This window comes from Caballeronia sp. AZ1_KS37 (genome assembly GCF_023631165.1).
GTDB classification, from domain to species: Bacteria; Pseudomonadota; Gammaproteobacteria; order Burkholderiales; family Burkholderiaceae; genus Caballeronia; species Caballeronia zhejiangensis.
Genome location: NZ_JALQDP010000033.1, coordinates 21,936 through 38,778, shown reverse-complemented (window position 1 = coordinate 38,778; position 16,843 = coordinate 21,936). Strand labels below are relative to the sequence as shown.

19 protein-coding genes are annotated in these 16,843 nt (G+C 63.6%); 10 read left to right on the top strand and 9 right to left on the bottom strand.

The genetic code is table 11. The features are described 5' to 3' along the window. Positions 1 to 116: 116 nt before the first annotated feature. Positions 117 to 1,124: a hopanoid-associated sugar epimerase gene (gene hpnA, locus NCS00_RS20050; protein ID WP_250440816.1), complete on the bottom strand. Its 1,008-nt coding sequence runs from the start codon at positions 1,122 to 1,124 to the stop codon at positions 117 to 119. A 161-nt stretch (positions 1,125 to 1,285) separates the two neighbouring features. On the opposite strand from hpnA, the gene NCS00_RS20045 reads away from it, so the two are divergent. From NCS00_RS20045 to NCS00_RS20025, 5 genes are read left to right on the top strand one after another with little or no spacing between them, the layout of a single operon-like run. Then, positions 1,286 to 4,438, top strand: a complete 3,153-nt coding sequence (locus NCS00_RS20045) for a response regulator (protein WP_250436184.1) — start codon at positions 1,286 to 1,288, stop codon at positions 4,436 to 4,438. Beyond that, on the top strand, positions 4,435 to 5,280 hold the full coding sequence (locus NCS00_RS20040; RefSeq protein ID WP_250440815.1) for a CheR family methyltransferase: 846 nt from the start codon (positions 4,435 to 4,437) through the stop codon (positions 5,278 to 5,280). Before NCS00_RS20045 ends, NCS00_RS20040 begins: the two co-directional genes overlap by 4 nt. A 2-nt stretch (positions 5,281 to 5,282) precedes the next feature. Next, positions 5,283 to 5,879: a chemotaxis protein CheB gene (locus NCS00_RS20035; protein ID WP_175982331.1), complete on the top strand. Its 597-nt coding sequence runs from the start codon at positions 5,283 to 5,285 to the stop codon at positions 5,877 to 5,879. Positions 5,880 to 5,901: 22 nt separating this feature from the next. After that, positions 5,902 to 7,041 (top strand): hybrid sensor histidine kinase/response regulator, encoded by a 1,140-nt coding sequence (locus NCS00_RS20030; protein ID WP_175982330.1) that lies wholly within the window; start codon positions 5,902 to 5,904, stop codon positions 7,039 to 7,041. Between the two features lie 48 nt (positions 7,042 to 7,089). Beyond that, a complete protein-coding gene (locus NCS00_RS20025) occupies positions 7,090 to 7,386 on the top strand; it encodes an acylphosphatase (protein ID WP_008354295.1) in 297 nt (98 codons plus the stop codon). Here NCS00_RS20025 and egtD read toward each other — a convergent pair. After that, positions 7,383 to 8,351, bottom strand: coding sequence for an L-histidine N(alpha)-methyltransferase (gene egtD, locus NCS00_RS20020; protein WP_033535963.1), 969 nt, complete (start codon positions 8,349 to 8,351; stop codon positions 7,383 to 7,385). The genes NCS00_RS20025 and egtD overlap by 4 nt on opposite strands. Before the next feature lie 374 nt (positions 8,352 to 8,725). On the opposite strand from egtD, the gene rarD reads away from it, so the two are divergent. Then, complete coding sequence (gene rarD / locus NCS00_RS20015; RefSeq protein WP_250440814.1) at positions 8,726 to 9,703, top strand: EamA family transporter RarD; 978 nt, start codon at positions 8,726 to 8,728, stop codon at positions 9,701 to 9,703. A gap of 205 nt (positions 9,704 to 9,908) precedes the next feature. Here the strand turns inward: rarD and NCS00_RS20010 are convergent, their stop codons facing one another. Then, positions 9,909 to 10,616, bottom strand: coding sequence for a hypothetical protein (locus NCS00_RS20010; protein WP_239295346.1), 708 nt, complete (start codon positions 10,614 to 10,616; stop codon positions 9,909 to 9,911). Between the two features lie 151 nt (positions 10,617 to 10,767). Between NCS00_RS20010 and NCS00_RS20005 the strand changes: the two genes are divergently transcribed. Further along, the gene (locus NCS00_RS20005) at positions 10,768 to 11,085 is read left to right on the top strand and encodes a hypothetical protein (protein WP_250436180.1); all 318 of its coding nucleotides are present in this window, start codon (positions 10,768 to 10,770) and stop codon (positions 11,083 to 11,085) included. 111 nt (positions 11,086 to 11,196) lie between these two features. Next, positions 11,197 to 11,547: a hypothetical protein gene (locus NCS00_RS20000; RefSeq protein WP_175982327.1), complete on the top strand. Its 351-nt coding sequence runs from the start codon at positions 11,197 to 11,199 to the stop codon at positions 11,545 to 11,547. Positions 11,548 to 11,638: 91 nt separating this feature from the next. Here the strand turns inward: NCS00_RS20000 and NCS00_RS19995 are convergent, their stop codons facing one another. The 3 genes from NCS00_RS19995 to NCS00_RS19985 all read right to left on the bottom strand — a co-directional run bounded on the left by NCS00_RS19995 (position 11,639) and on the right by NCS00_RS19985 (position 14,395). Continuing rightward, positions 11,639 to 12,214, bottom strand: a complete 576-nt coding sequence (locus tag NCS00_RS19995) for a transglycosylase SLT domain-containing protein (RefSeq protein WP_250440813.1) — start codon at positions 12,212 to 12,214, stop codon at positions 11,639 to 11,641. 105 nt (positions 12,215 to 12,319) lie between these two features. Beyond that, the gene (locus NCS00_RS19990; RefSeq protein WP_250436179.1) at positions 12,320 to 13,729 is read right to left on the bottom strand and encodes a DHA2 family efflux MFS transporter permease subunit; all 1,410 of its coding nucleotides are present in this window, start codon (positions 13,727 to 13,729) and stop codon (positions 12,320 to 12,322) included. A 117-nt stretch (positions 13,730 to 13,846) separates the two neighbouring features. Beyond that, positions 13,847 to 14,395: a phosphonate degradation HD-domain oxygenase gene (locus tag NCS00_RS19985; protein WP_250440812.1), complete on the bottom strand. Its 549-nt coding sequence runs from the start codon at positions 14,393 to 14,395 to the stop codon at positions 13,847 to 13,849. A 104-nt stretch (positions 14,396 to 14,499) separates the two neighbouring features. Between NCS00_RS19985 and NCS00_RS19980 the strand changes: the two genes are divergently transcribed. Both NCS00_RS19980 and NCS00_RS19975 read left to right on the top strand, forming a co-directional pair. Then, positions 14,500 to 14,820 (top strand): hypothetical protein, encoded by a 321-nt coding sequence (locus NCS00_RS19980; RefSeq protein ID WP_250440811.1) that lies wholly within the window; start codon positions 14,500 to 14,502, stop codon positions 14,818 to 14,820. A gap of 88 nt (positions 14,821 to 14,908) precedes the next feature. Beyond that, positions 14,909 to 15,502: a J domain-containing protein gene (locus NCS00_RS19975; RefSeq protein ID WP_175982324.1), complete on the top strand. Its 594-nt coding sequence runs from the start codon at positions 14,909 to 14,911 to the stop codon at positions 15,500 to 15,502. Between the two features lie 6 nt (positions 15,503 to 15,508). Here NCS00_RS19975 and NCS00_RS19970 read toward each other — a convergent pair whose 3' ends face one another. From NCS00_RS19970 to NCS00_RS19960, 3 genes are all read right to left on the bottom strand, one after another. After that, complete coding sequence (locus NCS00_RS19970) at positions 15,509 to 15,757, bottom strand: hypothetical protein (protein WP_008354307.1); 249 nt, start codon at positions 15,755 to 15,757, stop codon at positions 15,509 to 15,511. Positions 15,758 to 16,098: 341 nt separating this feature from the next. Then, positions 16,099 to 16,470 (bottom strand): VOC family protein, encoded by a 372-nt coding sequence (locus NCS00_RS19965; protein ID WP_250440810.1) that lies wholly within the window; start codon positions 16,468 to 16,470, stop codon positions 16,099 to 16,101. An 11-nt stretch (positions 16,471 to 16,481) separates the two neighbouring features. Further along, positions 16,482 to 16,805, bottom strand: a complete 324-nt coding sequence (locus NCS00_RS19960; RefSeq protein ID WP_175982322.1) for a hypothetical protein — start codon at positions 16,803 to 16,805, stop codon at positions 16,482 to 16,484. Between the last annotated feature and the right edge of the window lie 38 nt (positions 16,806 to 16,843).

Below are 16,843 nucleotides of genomic sequence, written 5' to 3'. Positions count from 1 at the left end.
GGGCGTTTTTCTTGCGAATTCAATGACTTAATTTTTTTCGAGTCTTATACAAGAGTTGCTGTCTTCCGGCCGCGTCGCGATGGCCGGAACGTTTCACGGAATGATTTGGCGCTTCATCAAGCGAGATACCCGTTCTCCCGGAACCAGTCCAGCGCGTCCTTCAGACCTTGCGCGTACGGCCGCGCGGCGTAGCCCAGCTCGCGTTCCGCCTTCGCCGACGTGAAGTACATCTTGTTCTTCGACATGCGCAGCGCGTCGACGGTCACGAACGGCTCCTTTCCGCTCACTTTCGCGAACAGCTCCGCGCCGATCGCGAGCGGATAAAGCGGCCCGCGCGGCAGCTTGATGGTCGGCGGCTTGCGCCCGACGAATCCGGCGATGTCCGCCAACATCTGCTGCAAGGGCAGATTCTCGCCGCCCAGGATATATCGCTCGCCGATCTTGCCGCGTTCGAGCGCGAGAAAGTGCCCGTTCGCGACATCGTCGACGTGCACGAGATTGAGGCCCGTATCGACGAACGCGGGGATCTTGCCGGTCGCCGCTTCGACGATGATGCGCCCGGTCGGTGTCGGGCGCACGTCGCGCGGGCCGATCGGCGTCGACGGATTCACGATCACCGCCGGCAGCGCGTTCTGCGCGACCATGCGCTCGACCGCGCGCTCCGCGAGCACCTTGCTGCGCTTGTATGCGCCGATGGTGCTCTGCGCATCCGACGGCTTCGTCTCGTCGACGATCGCGCCCGAGCTCGTCACCTTGAGCGTCGCGACGCTGCTGGTATAAACGATGCGCTCGACACCTTCGGACAGCGCCGCGCGCATCGTCGCTTCGGTGCCTTCGAGATTCGCGCGTTCGATTTCGGCCGGATCCGGCGCCCAGATGCGGTAATCGGCGGCGACGTGAAACAGGAAGCGGCAGCCCTTGAGCGCGGCGCGCATGGACGCTTCGTCGCGCATGTCGCCGACGACGATCTCCGCGTCCAGCGATTCGACGTTCCTGCGCGGGCTGGTCTTGCGCACGAGCACGCGCACGTCGAAACCGCGTTCGATGGCGAGCCGCGCGACCGCGGAACCGACGAACCCCGAAGCACCCGTGACGAGCACGCGAGAGCCGGAAAAATCAGTCATTCTTACCTCGTTGAAAACGTCCGCGCGGCCTCGATTGTAACGATTGCCGCGCCGAAAAAAGGCTGCAAAGCCCGATGTGACAAGGGCTTGCGGCTCATGCTATGGTCCTCGCCTGCCGCGGCCGCGAGGACCGCGCAAAACATGGACACAACCGGTAAGCGATGCCTCAAGACACTCGAAACCTAAGCGCCTGGATTTACCTCGCAATCGCAATCACGCTCGCCGTCGTGTTCTGCATCGACGTGCTCACGCCGATCCGCATCGCGATCTGGGTGTTCTACGTGCTGCCCGTCGTGCTCTGCGTCTGGGCCGACCGCCCCGCCGTGCCGATCGTCACGGCGGGCGTCTCGACCGTGCTGACGCTCGCAGGATACGCACTCGCCGCCACCGATCCGAACACGAGCCGCGACGTGCTGCAGATCAACCGCGCAATGGGCATCGTCGTCATGCTCGCGCTCGCAGCGGTGGCGCATCTGTATATCAAATCGCGGCTCGCCGTACAACGCACGACCTGGCTGCAACAGGGCATCGTGCAACTCGCGCAGAAATTGCGCGGCGAGCAGTCTCCGGCTTCGATCGGCGTGAGCATCCTGCGTTCGATCATTCCGTACGTGAATGCAAAAGTCGGCGTCGTCTACGCGCTCGAAGGCGATGCGCTCGTGCGGGTCGCGTCGTGGGCGCTGCCGGACGATGCCAGCGCGCCAGCGAGGATACCGCGCGGCCAGGGACTCGTCGGACAGGCAGTCGAAGAGGCGCGCGTGCTCGAATTGCGCGACGCGTCCGCGCACTATCTGAAGGCCGGTTCGGCGCTGGGATCGGCGGCGGCGTCGCGCGTCGTGATCGCGCCGCTTCTCGCCGATGGCGACGTCGTGGGCGCGATCGAACTCGGCTTCGTCGGCAACGAAGGCCGTTTCGACGATACCCGCGCGCTGCTCGACATGGCCTCGGAACCGATCGGCATGGCGCTGCGTTCGTCGCGGTATCGCGCGCGTCTCGTCGAACTGCTCGAAGAAACGCAGCGCCAGAGCGAGGAATTGCAGGTCCAGCAGGAAGAGTTGCGCGTGTCGAACGAGGAACTGGAGGAGCGCGGCCGCGCGCTGCAGGATTCGCAGGCGCGTCTCGAACAGCAGCAGGCCGAGCTCGAACAGACCAACGTGCAGCTCGAAGAGCACACGCAACATCTGGAGCGGCAAAAGTCCGAGCTGATGCAGGCGCAGCAGGAACTGACCGCGAACGCGCTGGAAATGGAGCGCGCGAGCCAGTACAAGTCGGAGTTCCTCGCGAACATGTCGCACGAACTGCGCACGCCGCTCAACAGTTCGCTGATCCTCGCGAAACTCTTGCAGGACAACAAGCAAGGCAACCTGACCGAGGAACAGGTGCGCTTCGCCGCGACGATCCATTCGTCGAACAGCGATCTGCTTTCACTCATCAACGACATTCTTGATTTGTCCAAGGTCGAGGCCGGACAGATGGACGTGCAGTTCGCGCACACATCCGTCGATGCGATCCTGCAGACGTTGCAGCAATCGTTCGCGCCCATCGCGGCGAACAAGGGCGTCGAATTCGTCACCGCGCACGGCGAGAACGTGCCGCAATACTTCGTCACCGACAGCCAGCGGCTCTTGCAGGTGCTGCGCAATCTGCTGTCGAACGCATTCAAGTTCACCGAGCGCGGCCGCGTGACGGTCGCGGTCGAGCGCGCCGGCGACAACGCGCTGCGTTTCGATGTGCGCGACACGGGCATCGGCATCGCGCGCGACAAGCAAGAGATGATCTTCCAGGCGTTCCAGCAAGCCGACGGCACCACGAGCCGCAAATACGGCGGCAGCGGCCTCGGATTGTCGATTTCGCGCGAGTTTTCGCGACTGCTCGGCGGATCGGTGTCCGTGTCGAGCGAACTTGGGCAGGGCAGCGTGTTTTCGGTGACGCTGCCGATCGCGGCGCACGAAGGCACCGTCACCGCGAAGCTCGATACGATCGGTCACATGCGGGAAGCGCAGCCCATGGCCGCGCCCGCGCCCGCGCCTGCACCTGCGCCAGCGCCTGCGCCTGCGCCGGTACAGCCGATGCCGGCGCCCATGGTCAGTCCGGAGCCGCTCGGCATCGCCGACGACCGCGCCGACCGCAAGCGTCCGGATCGCGTGATTCTCGTCATCGAGGACGATCAGCCGTTCGCGCGCATCCTCTACGATCTCGCGCACGAACTCGATTTCGACTGCGTGCACGCGGCGACCGCCACGCAAGGCGTCGAGCTCGCGCGTTCGCTGCAGCCGAACGGCATTCTGCTCGATATCGGCCTGCCGGATCAGTCGGGCCTCACCGTGCTCGAATGGCTCAAGCACGATCCGCTCACGCGTCACATTCCGATTCACATCGTCTCCGCGACCGATCACGCCGATGTCGCGCTGCATCTCGGCGCGATCGGCTACACGCTGAAGCCGAGCGCGCGCGAAGAACTGGCGCACGCGATCCGCAAGCTCGAAGCGCGCTCGTCGCAGGGCATGCGCCGCGTGCTCGTCGTCGAGGACGATCCGGCGTTGCGTCAGAGCATTCACGCGCTGCTCGCGAGCGACACGGTGGGCATCGTCGAGGCAGGATCGATCGCGGAGGCCATCGAGGAGATGCAGCGCGTGCCGTTCGATTGCGTCGTGATGGATCTCGCGCTGCCCGACGGCTCCGGTTACGAACTGCTCGAACGCGTGTCGACGAGCGGCGGGCACGCGTCGCCGCCGGTCATCGTCTATACGGGACGCCTGCTGTCGCAGGAAGAAGAGCAGCGCCTGCGCCGCTATTCGAAATCGATCATCATCAAGGGAGCGAAATCGCCGGAGCGTCTGCTCGACGAAGTGACGCTGTTCCTGCATAGCGTGGAAAGCGCGCTGCCGCCGGAGCAGCAGCGCATGCTGCGCGCGGCGCGTCAGCGCGACGACGTGTTCGAAGGCCGCACGATCCTGCTCGCCGAAGACGACGTGCGCAACATCTTCGCGCTGTCGCGCGTGATCGAGCCGCTCGGCGCCACGCTCGAGATCGCGCGCAACGGACGCGAAGCGCTCGAAGCGCTCGCGCGCCGCAGCGATATCGACCTCGTGCTGATGGACATCATGATGCCCGAAATGGACGGCCTGACCGCGATGACCGAAATCCGCAAGCGCACGGAGCACGCGCGTCTGCCGATCATCGCGCTGACGGCGAAAGCGATGCCGAGCGATCGCGAGAAATGTCTCGAGGCAGGTGCGGACGATTACATATCGAAACCCATCGACGTGGATAAGCTCGTGTCTTTATGTCGGGTTTGGTTGCGGCAGCGATGAACATGGCGTACGACGGCAGTCACGACGAAGAAGCGACGTTCGACATCGAACTGAAGCTGATTCTGGAAGCGATCTACCTGCGCTATCAGCACGACTTCCGGCATTACTCGATGAGTTCGCTGAGAAGACGCCTCGCGCAAGCCGTGAACGATCTCGGCCTGCCGACGCTCTCGCATTTGCAGGAGCGCATTCTGCGCGATCCGGCGCTGTTCGCGCGGCTGTTCCAGTACCTCACGGTGCAGGTGAGCGAGATGTTCCGCGATCCGCACTACTTTCGCGCGATTCGCGAGCAGGTCGTGCCGATTCTGCAGACGTATCCGTCGATCAAGGTCTGGGTCGCGGGATGCAGCACCGGCGAGGAGCTGTGGTCGCTCGCCGTGCTCTTCGCCGAAGAGAAGATCGCGGATCGCACCGTGTTCTACGCGACCGACATCAACGCCGAAGCGCTGCGTCAGGCCGAGAGCGGCATCTATCCGCTGGAACGCATGGCGAGCTTCAGTCAGAACTATCTGGCGGCGGGCGGCAAGCGTTCGCTGTCGGACTACTATCACGCCGCGTACGGCGCGGCGAAGTTCTCGCAGACGCTCAAGTCGCGCGTCGTGTTCGCGGATCACAGTCTCGCGACCGACAGCGTGTTTCTCGAAGCGCATCTCGTGTCGTGCCGCAATGTGCTGATCTATTTCGATCGCGCGTTGCAGGATCGCGCGCTCGGTCTGTTCAGCGATTCGCTCGTGCGGCGCGGATTTCTCGGGCTCGGCAGCAAGGAAAGCCTGCGCTTTTCCACCTATGCAGACCGCTTCGCCGATTTCAATGCGCGCGAGCGGCTTTACCAGAAGGTGTGACGATGTTCGACGCGCATCGCATCGGAGCAGTCGTGATCGGCGCATCGGCGGGCGGCGTCGAGGCGCTCAGTCATCTGTTGCCCGCGCTGCCGAAGACGTTCGTGCTGCCCGTGCTGATCGTCGTGCATGTGCGGCAAGGACAGCCGAGCCTCTTGCCGGGATTGTTCGCGTCGCGCTGCGAACTGGCCGTCGAAGAGCCGTTCGACAAGGACGAGATCGCGCCCGGCACCGTGTATTTCGCGCCGCCCGGATATCACATGCTCGTCGAGGCGGAAGGCGGCGCGGCGCCGGCGATCGCGCTGTCGGTCGATCCGCCGGTGCGCTTCTCGCGGCCATCGGTGGACGTGCTGTTCGAATCGGCGGCGCATGCGTATGGCGAACGTCTGCTCGGCATCGTGCTCTCCGGCGCGAACGACGACGGCGCCCGCGGCGCGCGCGCGATCCGCGAGGCGGGCGGCGCGTGCTGGGCGCAGAACCCGGAGACGGCCTCGGCCCCGGCCATGCCGCTCGCGGCGATCGCTGAGGACGCGGTGAACGAAGTACTGACGCTCGATGAAATGGCGTTGCGGCTGTCGCAATGCATCGGCCGGCAGCCATGAAAAGAAGGCAAGGAGTCACCAGATGACGCAACCCATCCACGTGCTGATCGTCGATGACATTCGCAACAACATCACCGCGCTCGAAGCGTCGCTCGCGCGGCCGGATCTGTCGGTGCTGAAGGCCGAGTCGGGCCCCGCCGCGCTGGAGCTGCTGCTCAAGCACGAAGTCGCGCTCGCGATCCTCGACGTCAACATGCCGGGCATGGACGGCTTCGAGCTCGCCGAACTGATGCGCGGCAGCCCGCGCACCGCGCACGTGCCGATCATCTTTCTCACGGCGACGGCGCAGGACGCGAGCCGCACGTTTCGCGGCTATGAAGCGGGCGCGGTGGATTTTCTCTACAAGCCCTTCGATTCGCGCATCCTCAATTCGAAGGTCGATGTCTTCATTCAGATGGAGCGTCAGAAGCAGCAACTCGCGACGCAGCTCGCGACCGTGCAGCAACTGCTCGATGCGAACGAAATGCTGATGGCCGTGCTCGGTCACGATCTGCGCACGCCGCTTTCCGCGGTCATCGCGTCGGCGGAATATCTCGCGCGTTTCGTGCAGGACGAGAACGTGGCGAACATCGGCACGCGCATCAAGTCGAGCGGCATGCGCATGGTGCGGATGGTCGATCAGTTGCTGAACCTTGCGCGTCTGCGTGGCGGGCGCGTGACGCTGCAGCCGCGCGCCGTCGAGTTGATGACGCTCGCGAAGAATATCGTCGATGAATACGAGGCGCGCGTCGGCAAGGGGCGCATCTTCGTGCTGCGTCAGGGCGACACGCTGTTGCAGGGCGACGGCGATCTGCTGTCGCAGGTGTTCTCGAATCTCATCGGCAACGCGCTGCAGCACGGCCACGAAGGCTCGGCGATTCAAGTGCGCCTCGACGGCAACGCCGAGGACATCACCATCGCGGTGCAAAACGCCGGCGAGATTCCCGCGGACGTTCTGCCGACGATCTTCGCGCCGTATCGATCGGGCCGGCGTCAGAACGAGTCGAGCGGCCTCGGGCTGGGGCTTTACATCACGCGTGAAATCGCGCAGATGCATGGCGGCGACGTATCCGTGCGCTCGACGTCCGAAACGGGCACGGTGTTCGAAGTGAGGCTGCCGCGCGTGCCGCATCCGCGCTCGGGCGAACACGCCGACATGGCGCAGCCCTTTCGCCTGAGTTGAAGCGCGTGTCTACAATGCGCCTATGAACACTGGAAAGGAGTGAGCGCGATGCCGGGCCCGGATCTGGATACGAGAATCGAAACCTATTACGTGCGTGTGCGCGGCGTCGTGCAGGGCGTCGGTTTCAGGCATCACACGGTGCGCAAGGCGCACGCGCTGGGCGTGCGCGGCTGGGTCGCCAATCTTGATGACGGCTCCGTCGAAGCGGTCGTGCAGGGCGCGGCCAATCAGGTCGATCTGATGCTCGAATGGCTGCGACGCGGGCCGCCGCATGCCCGCGTCACCGAGTTTCACAGCGAGGAGCGCCACATCGAGAAACGCTACGAGCGCTTCGAGCAGCACTAACGCGCGACCAGCAGGCTCTCCGCGAACTGCCATTCCTCGTCGCGCCACTGATGCGTGCATTCGAAGCCCGCATCGGCGGCGATGGGCGCGACTTCATCGGCCGCATATTTGTGGCTGCTTTCCGTCCAGATCGTTTCGCCTTCGCGGAAGTCCACGCGCAGATCCGCGCCGCGCACGCGTACGGAAAGCGCGCGCTTCGCACGCAAATGCATCTCGACGCTGCGCGCATCCGGATTGAAGCGCGCGACGTGCTCGAAGGCGTCGATCGGAAAGTCGCCGCCCAGTTCGCGATTGATGCGCGCGAGCATGTTCAGGTTGAACGCGGCCGTCACGCCGATCGGATCGTCGTACGCGGCGATCAACACCGGCAGCGGCTTGATGAGATCGGTGCCGAGCAGAAGCGCGTCGCCAGGCTGCAGCATGCCGCGAATCGAGCACAGGAACTTCGTCGCCGCAAGCCGCGCGAAATTGCCGATGGTGCTGCCGAGAAACAGCACGAGCAGTCTTTCGCCGTCCTTGCGCTTGGCGCTGACTTCGGAGAGTCCGGCGAGGTAGTCGCGTTCATGTCCGACAATCGACACGCGCTCGATATCGCTCAGTTCGCGCCGGCACAACTGCAATGCGGTGCGCGAAATTTCAATCGGATGATAGGCGGTCGGCTGCTTCTTACACAGCGCTTCCAGGATGCGGCGCGTCTTGCGGCCGCTGCCGCTGCCGAGTTCCGCGACCTGAATGTCGCCGGGCATCGCCGCGACGATATCCGTCGCGTGGTCCTTCAGCACGCGCTCTTCGGCGCGCGTCACGCCGTACTCGGGCAGCGCGGTGATCACTTCGAAGAGGGCCGAACCCACTTCGTCATACAGATACATCGACGGCAGTTCTTTCTGCGGACGCTTGCTGAGTCCTGTGTGCACAGCCTCTGCGAAGGCATTGTTGAAGCGGGGGGAAAGGGCAGCTTGAGTCATGACGTCTCCATCGATGCGGCGTTTTCTTCGCGTGCCACCGGGAAACGATGGCACGGCGCGTTGTTGCAGCGGATGCTTCGACGTGAGCGGCGGATGATCGCGCGGTGTGCCGCTCGGACTGAGGGACAGGCCGGCTGAACGCGCCGGACCGACAAGGGTCGCCGATCAACATGACCGGCAAAAGACAACCGCAAGAGACAATGTTCACGCGGCAGAGTTCATGCCGAATGCGAAGCATGAAGGAAGCAAAAAGCGGGCGCGCGCGGCAGTTTTCTTTGAAGCGCGTTCCGAAAACAAAGCGCTCGCGGCGTTTAGAATGCGCAGTTCACGTTGTGTCCGGCTTGCATTCACCTTCAACGCGCAGCGACTTCCCGATGAATCAGCATGACCTCGCGCGCGGCATCGCGCTGTCCGTCGCGGCTTCCGCGCTCTTCGCGCTCATGTCGGGCTACACGAAATGGCTCGCGCCGCTCGACGGCCTCGACATCTTCGCGTGGCGTATCGTGTGGACATTGCCGGGCGCGCTCGCGCTGGTCGCGGTGAGAAAGCGCTGGCCGCAATTATGCGCGCTCGTCGCGAGGCTCGCCAAAACGCCGCGACTGCTGCTGATGTTCGCGATCACGGCCGCGCTGCTCGGCCTGCAATTGTGGATCTTTCTCTGGGCGCCGCTGCACGGGCGCGCGCTCGAAGTATCGCTCGGCTATTTCCTGCTTCCCCTCGCGATGGTGCTGCTCGGACGCTTTCACTACGGCGAGCGGCTCGATGGATTCCAGTGGGCAGGCGTCGCGGCGGCGGCCGTCGGCGTTGCGCATGAGCTCATCGCCACGCATGCGTTCGCATGGCCGACGCTCGTCGTGATGCTCGGTTATCCGCCGTACTTCATGTTGCGTCGACGGCTCAACGCGGACCCGCTCGTGTCGTTCGCGGTGGAGATCATGCTGATGTCGCCCGTCGCCGCGCTCATGCTGTTCGCGCGCGGCGCGTTCACGGAGGTCGCGGGCGCGCCGCATCTGTGGCTCGTGCTGCTTCCCGGACTCGGCGCATTGAGCACGATCGCGCTCGCGTCGTATCTGCGCGCGAGCCGTCATCTGCCGCTCGCGCTATTCGGCATTCTTGGCTATGTGGAACCGGTGCTGCTCGTCGGCGTGGCGGTGCTGCTGCTCGGCGAGCCGTTTTCAGCGCACCAGCTCGGGACTTATGTGCCGATCTGGATCGCTGTCGTGCTGACGGGCGTGCATAGCGCGCGTCTTCTGATGCGCTCGCGCAAAAAGGTATCGCCGATGCCGATGAGCGAGCATCACGCGAGCGTCGAGCATGAAACCGTCGCGGATGAAATCGAGCGCGTGGATTGATCAGCGCGCCCCGTGCGTTTCGATGGGGGCGTCGTGCGGATCGCGCATGAGGCCGAGCCCGAACACGACGCCATGGAAACGCGTGCCGCGCTGATCCGAGAACATAGGCAAGTAAAAAGGCGAGCCCGAAGGCTCGCCTGAATCGAACGCACCGGTTTGTTGATATGCAATGCCCGATGCGCAATGCGAGGGACGCTCGCCTCCCTTACTTCTTCGCCGCGTCGACCTTCGCATCGGCGGCCGACTTGTTCGCGTCGTTTTGTGCTTCGACTTTTTCCTTGTCGGCCTTCGCTTGTGCCACGTTGGCATCCTTCGCTGCGTCCTGCTTTTTCTTGTCGGCCTTGCTTTGCGCAGCGTGCTTTTTCTTGTCGGCTTTCGCCTGTGCCTTGGCGGCATCACCGCGAGCGTCGGAAGCCTGTTCCGGCGTGGTCGCCTGCGCTACCTTCGCGGCTTCCTTGTTGGCGTCGGCTTGCGCCGATGCCTTGTCCTCGTTCGCCGATGCCTGCGCCTTGGCGGCGTCGTGCTGTGCTTCGGCCTTCTTCTTGTTGGCGCTCGCCTGCGCCTCGGCCTTTTCGTTGTTCGCCTTCAGTTGCGCTTTGCCGGCGTCGGTGGCGGCGGTTTGCGCGAATACGGTGGAGACCAGCATGGCGGATGCGAGAGCAGCGACGATCTTCTTCATGGTTTGAAACTCCCTTGATCTTTTATTCGAGGACGCGTGGCGCGCAGTGCGCCGCGCTGACGATGAAAACGCCGCGTGCTTCGATCCAGTTGACGTTCTTCTGGTGACAAACAGTAACCAGTGGCGAGCAAATGAAACGGCATGCGGTAAAAGCGGCGGGATTGCTTGGGCGCGAGCATCTGCATTACCGAACCGGCTGAAAAAGCTGTTACGTCGTAGCGAATTCGCTTCCATTTGTAACTGTGGTTTTAACGATTGGGAATCCGAACGAATCAGCCTATTTGTAATCGTTGAAATGCGCGGTTACCAAGTAATGCAGTTATTTCTTAGCTGTCTGCTTAAGATGACTTCCACGAACCCGGCTAAACGGGAAATGGAGAAGCTCATGAAACGCACAGCACTTGTCTTGTTGATGATCGGTAGTCTGACGATGGCGGGCCAAGCCTCGGCGCACGGACACGGCGGTGGCCGCGGCCACGGCGGCGATGGCGGTGCGATCGTCGGCGCGCTGATCGGCGGTGCGGTGCTCGGTGCGCTGGTCACATCGGTCGCCAATGCTCAACCGGCTTACGCGCAACCCGTCTATCAGCAACCCGCGTATGCGGAGCCCGCCTACGCACAGCCTGTTTATGCGCAGCCGACGCAGCCGCCTGGCTACTGCTACGACAACTATCGCAATGCGTACGTGCCGTGCGGCTACTGATCCACTGATCGTCTGACGCGATGAGACTCGCGGCACGTCCCTTGCGCTAATGCGGACACGGTCGTTGCACGACATACGCGACGACCGATACGCAAACTCGGGAGACTTGCAATGAACGCGACTACGAAGAAGTTGGTGATTTCCGCGCTGGTACTCGGCTTGTCGGGCGGCGTCTATGCGCAAGCGGGCGGCGGCGGTTCGATGGGCGCAGGCGGCAACGGTTCGGCCGGCGCCGGTTCGGCTGCGGGCGGCAAGGGCGGCGGCGTCGGTATGGGCGGAACGGGAATGGGCGGCTCGGCGGATGGCACGACCGGCACCGGCGCGAAGAGCGGCATGGGCAACGACGCGACCAACGGCATGAGCCAGGATCAGGGCACGGTGCAACGCAGTGCGCCGAACAACGGCAACATGAATTCGGGCGGCATGAAGTCCGACGGCAGTGGCACCAAAAAGGCTTATTGAAGCGAGGCCGGCGCGCAGTCGGGTGCGATCGCCGCGACGTCATCGGGACGTGTTGCGGCATCCGCCCGGCGGCGGCGCGCGAGATTAAAGCTTATTGAGGGGTCGCCGACGCCGCATCGACGGATGCGGCCGGTTCGAACGCCTTTGCGCGCACGCTGACCTTCTCGGCGTAGGCGCGCGAACCGCCGTAGCTTTTCAGCGCGGCATCGACATCGCCCTGAGCGGACTTCACATACCCGTGCAGGATGGCAGAGCCCGTCTCGATGTTGTCTTCCGGATCCGTCAGATCGACGTTGCGCACCAGTTTCTTGTGCGCCGACGGCACCACTTGCATGAGGCCCGTTGCATTGTTCGGCCCTCGGGCGGTTTCCTTGAAGCGCGATTCGATCGAGATGATGGCGAGCAAAAGCGCCGGAGGCAGCGAATATTTCGACGCGGACGACATGACCGCCGTAGCGATGGTTTCCGCCTTTTGGCGCGCCACGCCGAATTTGCGCGTGAGCATTTCCGAAATCTTGTGACTTGCCTGCTCGGCCTTCGGGTCTTGCGCGACGGCGGACTGCGCGACCGGATTGCTGGCGGCGAGCGGATTGTCCTGTGCGTGGGCGGCAGGCGCGCCGTTCAGCGAGAGGGCAAGGGCGGCAAAGATGACAAGTACACGACGCATCGGATGGACAGATCAAAGCGGAATCGCATTATAGCCACATAAAAAAGCCTTGTGGATCATGTACTTGTCTTAAATCTGATGTTTTGTTTCGCGGATCGGAAGGAATTACGTGCGTTCGGCACGCTTGGAAGCCGGCGCCGATATGCCCTCGCCCGCATCGTCCGAGAGACGCGCGAACATCGGGAGCGAGGCCAGGACGACCAGCGCCGTCACGATGAAACCGCACGCCAGTTGCCAGCGCTCGGTATGCGCGCTGCCGGAAACGAGCATCGTCGCCTGAATCGTGCCGGCGGCGACCGTCACGCCGACCGCCTTCATCAACTGTTGCGCGGTGCCCTGGAACGAGGTCGCGGCGGCGAGGCGCGGCTTGGGCACATCGGCGAAGGCGAGCGCGCCCATCGTCGCGAAACTCAGCGACCGGCCGAGTCCGCCGAGCAGCAGGAGCAGGAAGATCGCGGCGGCGGGCCAGGCCTGCGACATCGTCGAGCAGACGAGCAGCACGGCCGCGAACACGACGCTGCCCGCGCATAAAACCGTCCGCACGGAGAAGCGCCGCAGCGCGAGCGCCGTCATCGGGCGCATGCAGAACGAGCCGAGCGCGCTCGCGAACGTGACGAGGCCGCTCGCCGTCGCGCTGTAGCCGAAGCCCGTCTGTAGCGTCAGCGGCACGAGAAAGGGCAGCGCGCCCGCGCCGGCGCGAAACAGGCTGCCCGCGACCGTCGCGGCGTGGAACGTGGGGATCGAAAGCAACGAAAAGTCGATGGCCGGATTCGGCACGCGCCGGCAATGCAGCACGGTCGCGCGAAAGAGCAGCAGGCCGACGGCGACGCAAATCCACGGCACGCCGGCCGGCAGCACGCCGCGCCCCGCGCTCTCGATGCCGATCATGAATAGACTCAGCGACGCGCCCGACATCAGCATGCCGCGCAGATCGGGCGGCGTGCGTTCTTCGGGCGGCGAAGGCGGCAATAACTTCCAGGTGAGAAAGAGACCGGCGACGCCGACCGGCACGTTGACCCAGAAGATGCTGCGCCACGAGAGCGCGTCGGTGAGAAAGCCGCCGAGCGGCGGGCCGAGCAACGGACCGACGAGCGCGGGCATCGTGAGCCATGTCGTCGCTTGCAGCAGTTCCTCGCGTTTGACGCCGCGAAACAGGATCAGACGGCCGACAGGCACCATCATCGCGCCGCCGAGGCCTTGCACAACGCGCGCGGCGAGCAGTTGCGGCAGGTTCATCGCCGCGGCGCACGCGACGGACGCGAGCGTGAAGGTCGCGATCGCCCACATGAACACGCGGCGCGCGCCGAAACGGTCGGCGACCCAGCCGCTCGCGGGAATGAAGACGGTCAGCGCAACGAGATAGGCGGTGATCGCGCTGGACAGATGAACGGCGTCGACGTTCAGATCGCGGGCCATCGCCGGGATGGCGGTCGCGACGATCGTGCCGTCCATGTTTTGCATGAAGAGCGCCGAAGCGACGACGGCGGCGGTGATGCGGAAGTTGCCGCCTTTCACGATGCGGCGCTCGTATGCGCGCTGAAGGCTTGTTGCAAGGCGCTTTCGAATGGGAATGGACGCATGGCGCACAGTCTAGCGCGATACGCGAACGTGCGTGCTTCGATGCAGCGACGCCTAACTCAGCGCGACGCTCGCCACGATTTCCATGAAATGCGGCAGCGCGGGCGTGACGCGCCGCGCGTCCTTCGCTTCATCGTCCCATCGGCGCAGCGCGATGGCATCGCGCGCGTAGGGCTTCGCGAGAAAGGCTTGCACGGTTTCATCGTCGAATATGCCGCCTTGCAATTGGAGGCTGCGCACCGAATCCGCCGACAGCCGCGCGTGATACGACGCATCGATCGCACAAAGGCAGCGTTTTGCATCGACGTGCAGGCGAATCGGTTCGAGCACGGCGTCGGAAAACAGCGGACGCAGAAACGGCAGCGCGAAGTACTGATGCAGATCGTCGATGCCGCGTTCGCTCGGTGTCTCGCCTTGCGGATTCAGCAGGTGCCCGAGATCGTGCAGCAAGGCCGCGACGATCAGCTCGCGGCTCGCGCCCGCCTGCTCGGCGAGCGTCGCGCTTTGCAACGCGTGCTGCAATTGCGTGACCGGCTCGCCGCTATAGGCGATTGAACCGTGTTCATCGAAGAGATGACGGATGTCGTCGAGTGAAAGCGCCATCGTAAGGAAAGGGTCGGGCGGGTATGCTTGGAGCGAAATGACGCGCGATTCTCGCAAGGCTTTATGACGCGATGATGGCGCACGCAAAGCGTGCGTTGAACCTCATGCCTTTCTCTTTCCGCCGACGCCCCGAACTCGCAGGCCTCGATCGCGCTTCACGACGCGATGTGCGCCGCATCGCGTGGCATTTCGCGCAGCGTCATTGGACGCTGCATGCGCCGGCGTTCGTGTGGATCGTGTTCGTGCTGCTGCATACGCGTTATCACCTCCTACCGGAGCGGCGCGACTATCTGCTCATCACGCTTCTTATTTTCGTGGCGGGCGTGGTGAACATACGGCTGCATATCGCACGCTATCTGAAGCCCGCGCGCGCCATCTTCGATTCGTTAGGCGCCATGGCCGCACGCGCGATCACGGGTCGCTAGCCGTTCGTGTTGCAATGCCGCATCGCGCGAAAAGACCCCGTTTTTCGCGTGCTAGGATGCTCGACGACCCGCACCCACCGAACGCAAGATGGCAACGTTATACGAAACGCTCGGCGTGGACGAGCACGCCACCGAAGAAGAAATCAAACGCGCGTATCGCAAGGCCGCGATGCGTTGCCACCCGGATCGCAACGTGGGCAACGAAGACGTCGCCCGCGCGAAGTTCCTCGAGATCAAGGAAGCCTACGCGATTCTCTCCGACCCCGCGCAACGCGAGGTCTACGACCGCATCTACACGGAAGAGATGCGCCGCTGGGAAGAGCGCGTGCGGCAGGAAGAAGCCGAACGCGAAGCGCGCGAAACGAAGGAGCGTGAAGCCCGCGAGGCGCTCTATGCGCAGCGCGTATCGCTCGCGATGCGCTTTGCATCGAAAGGCCATAATCGTGACGTCGTGTTCGGCGTGCTGCTCGGCGCGCAATGCGACGAGTCGACCGCGCGTCAGATCGCGGATAGCGCGATCGCGCTGCACGAATCGCGTCAGGAGAGGGAAGAATCGAAAGAGAAAGAGCGCGAAGAAGAACCGGTCGCGGCGAAGAAAGAAGAGAAGGAACCGGCGGCTGCCGACGCGTCGAATCCGCTCGGCGCGATGTGGTTCCAGTTCCTCAACAACCTGCGTTTCTGAACCGCCTCAGGCCGCGAGTCTTTCGCCGCGCATGTTGCTTTGCTTCGGTGCGGGCGGATACACGCACCAGTGCCCGTCATCGTGGCGAAAGAAGAACAGCGCTCGCGACACCGCGCCGTGCAACGCCTCGACGCATACATAGCGCCGCCTGTCGGCACGCGTGCGGCTGAACTGCCTCACATGCACCGGCATGCTGCCCGGCGCGAGCCATTTTTCTACCTGATAACGAAGGGACTGCTCGTTCGCGCATTTCATTTCAGTCTCCAGCACGCGGCTTTCATGTTAGGGATAACGGCCGAACACGCCGATGATTGAAGCCCTATCAGTGAAACCCCTGCCGCGACGCATCACATTCTTGACAAAGCACTTGAACTCTACGCTTCAAATCCTGAGCCGTGCCCGTTTTGGCGAAATAGCAACAGCGAGCTTGAACGCGTCTTTCGCCGTGCTCGTTGATGAAAGATGCGTAGCGCTATTGAACTCATCGTCTTGCAACGCGATGCGAGGGTATGTGCGCGATCGGTCATATGAAATGGCCGATTCGTACGTTACCCGTCACTGGTTTCAAAGCGAACGTCGTGCCTGAGTCGTGCGAATCAGAGCGGGCGCGCGAAGCTGAGTTCGTGGCCGTCCGGATCGGTGAGATGGAAATAGCGCTCGTTCCAGGGCGCATCGCGTGGCGCGAATTGCGGCTCGAGGCCGTGTGCCACTGCTTTCCGATAGAACGCGTCCACATCGGACACATGGATGATGACGCGGCCCCAGAAACGAATCGGGTCGTGCGTCTCGCTGGTCAGATTGAGAAACGAACTGCCGAGCGCGAACGAAGTAAAGGCCTCGTTCGCGCCGCCGTGGACGATGCGAAAACCGAGCGCCTCATAGAAGCGCACGGCGCGCGGCATGTCGTTCGTCGCGAGCGTGATCGCGCTCAGGCTTTCGACGCGTGCCGCGTCGCTTGATTCTTCCATGCTGTCGTTCGTCATCCCGGATGATGCTGATGCGACACGAGCGGCAGCACCGAAAGATCCGGATGCGTGCCATCGACGATGCTCTTGCCGATATGCCGCGCATCGTCCACGGCGTCCTGCGCGCGCGTGTAGGCGTCGTCGCCGTCGGCATGGAAGTGCACCGCTTCGCCCGGCGTGTTCGCGTTCGCGCCGGGCCTGCACACATATCCGACATACACGTAGCGCTCCATCGTGCTCGGCGGCGCATGTTCGGGCGTGGGCTTCAGTTGCGGCTGCACGTGGATCTCGAAACCTTCGTAGTCGAAAACGTGCCATTGAGCGGGATCGTCAGGCATGACCGCCTCCTTGGTGTAGTGTTCGCTCGCGATTCAAC

Bases quoted from the DNA above. Each gene is read 5' to 3' on its own strand.
- hpnA (WP_250440816.1), bottom strand. From the start codon at position 1,124: ATGACTGATTTTTCCGGCTCTCGCGTGCTCGTCACGGGTGCTTCGGGG.
- NCS00_RS20045 (WP_250436184.1), top strand. From the start codon at position 1,286: ATGCCTCAAGACACTCGAAACCTAAGCGCCTGGATTTACCTCGCAATC.
- NCS00_RS20040 (WP_250440815.1), top strand. From the start codon at position 4,435: ATGAACATGGCGTACGACGGCAGTCACGACGAAGAAGCGACGTTCGAC.
- NCS00_RS20035 (WP_175982331.1), top strand. From the start codon at position 5,283: ATGTTCGACGCGCATCGCATCGGAGCAGTCGTGATCGGCGCATCGGCG.
- NCS00_RS20030 (WP_175982330.1), top strand. From the start codon at position 5,902: ATGACGCAACCCATCCACGTGCTGATCGTCGATGACATTCGCAACAAC.
- NCS00_RS20025 (WP_008354295.1), top strand. From the start codon at position 7,090: ATGCCGGGCCCGGATCTGGATACGAGAATCGAAACCTATTACGTGCGT.
- egtD (WP_033535963.1), bottom strand. From the start codon at position 8,351: ATGACTCAAGCTGCCCTTTCCCCCCGCTTCAACAATGCCTTCGCAGAG.
- rarD (WP_250440814.1), top strand. From the start codon at position 8,726: ATGAATCAGCATGACCTCGCGCGCGGCATCGCGCTGTCCGTCGCGGCT.
- NCS00_RS20010 (WP_239295346.1), bottom strand. From the start codon at position 10,616: ATGGAAGCGAATTCGCTACGACGTAACAGCTTTTTCAGCCGGTTCGGT.
- NCS00_RS20005 (WP_250436180.1), top strand. From the start codon at position 10,768: ATGAAACGCACAGCACTTGTCTTGTTGATGATCGGTAGTCTGACGATG.
- NCS00_RS20000 (WP_175982327.1), top strand. From the start codon at position 11,197: ATGAACGCGACTACGAAGAAGTTGGTGATTTCCGCGCTGGTACTCGGC.
- NCS00_RS19995 (WP_250440813.1), bottom strand. From the start codon at position 12,214: ATGCGTCGTGTACTTGTCATCTTTGCCGCCCTTGCCCTCTCGCTGAAC.
- NCS00_RS19985 (WP_250440812.1), bottom strand. From the start codon at position 14,395: ATGGCGCTTTCACTCGACGACATCCGTCATCTCTTCGATGAACACGGT.
- NCS00_RS19980 (WP_250440811.1), top strand. From the start codon at position 14,500: ATGCCTTTCTCTTTCCGCCGACGCCCCGAACTCGCAGGCCTCGATCGC.
- NCS00_RS19975 (WP_175982324.1), top strand. From the start codon at position 14,909: ATGGCAACGTTATACGAAACGCTCGGCGTGGACGAGCACGCCACCGAA.
- NCS00_RS19970 (WP_008354307.1), bottom strand. From the start codon at position 15,757: ATGAAATGCGCGAACGAGCAGTCCCTTCGTTATCAGGTAGAAAAATGG.
- NCS00_RS19965 (WP_250440810.1), bottom strand. From the start codon at position 16,470: ATGGAAGAATCAAGCGACGCGGCACGCGTCGAAAGCCTGAGCGCGATC.
- NCS00_RS19960 (WP_175982322.1), bottom strand. From the start codon at position 16,805: ATGCCTGACGATCCCGCTCAATGGCACGTTTTCGACTACGAAGGTTTC.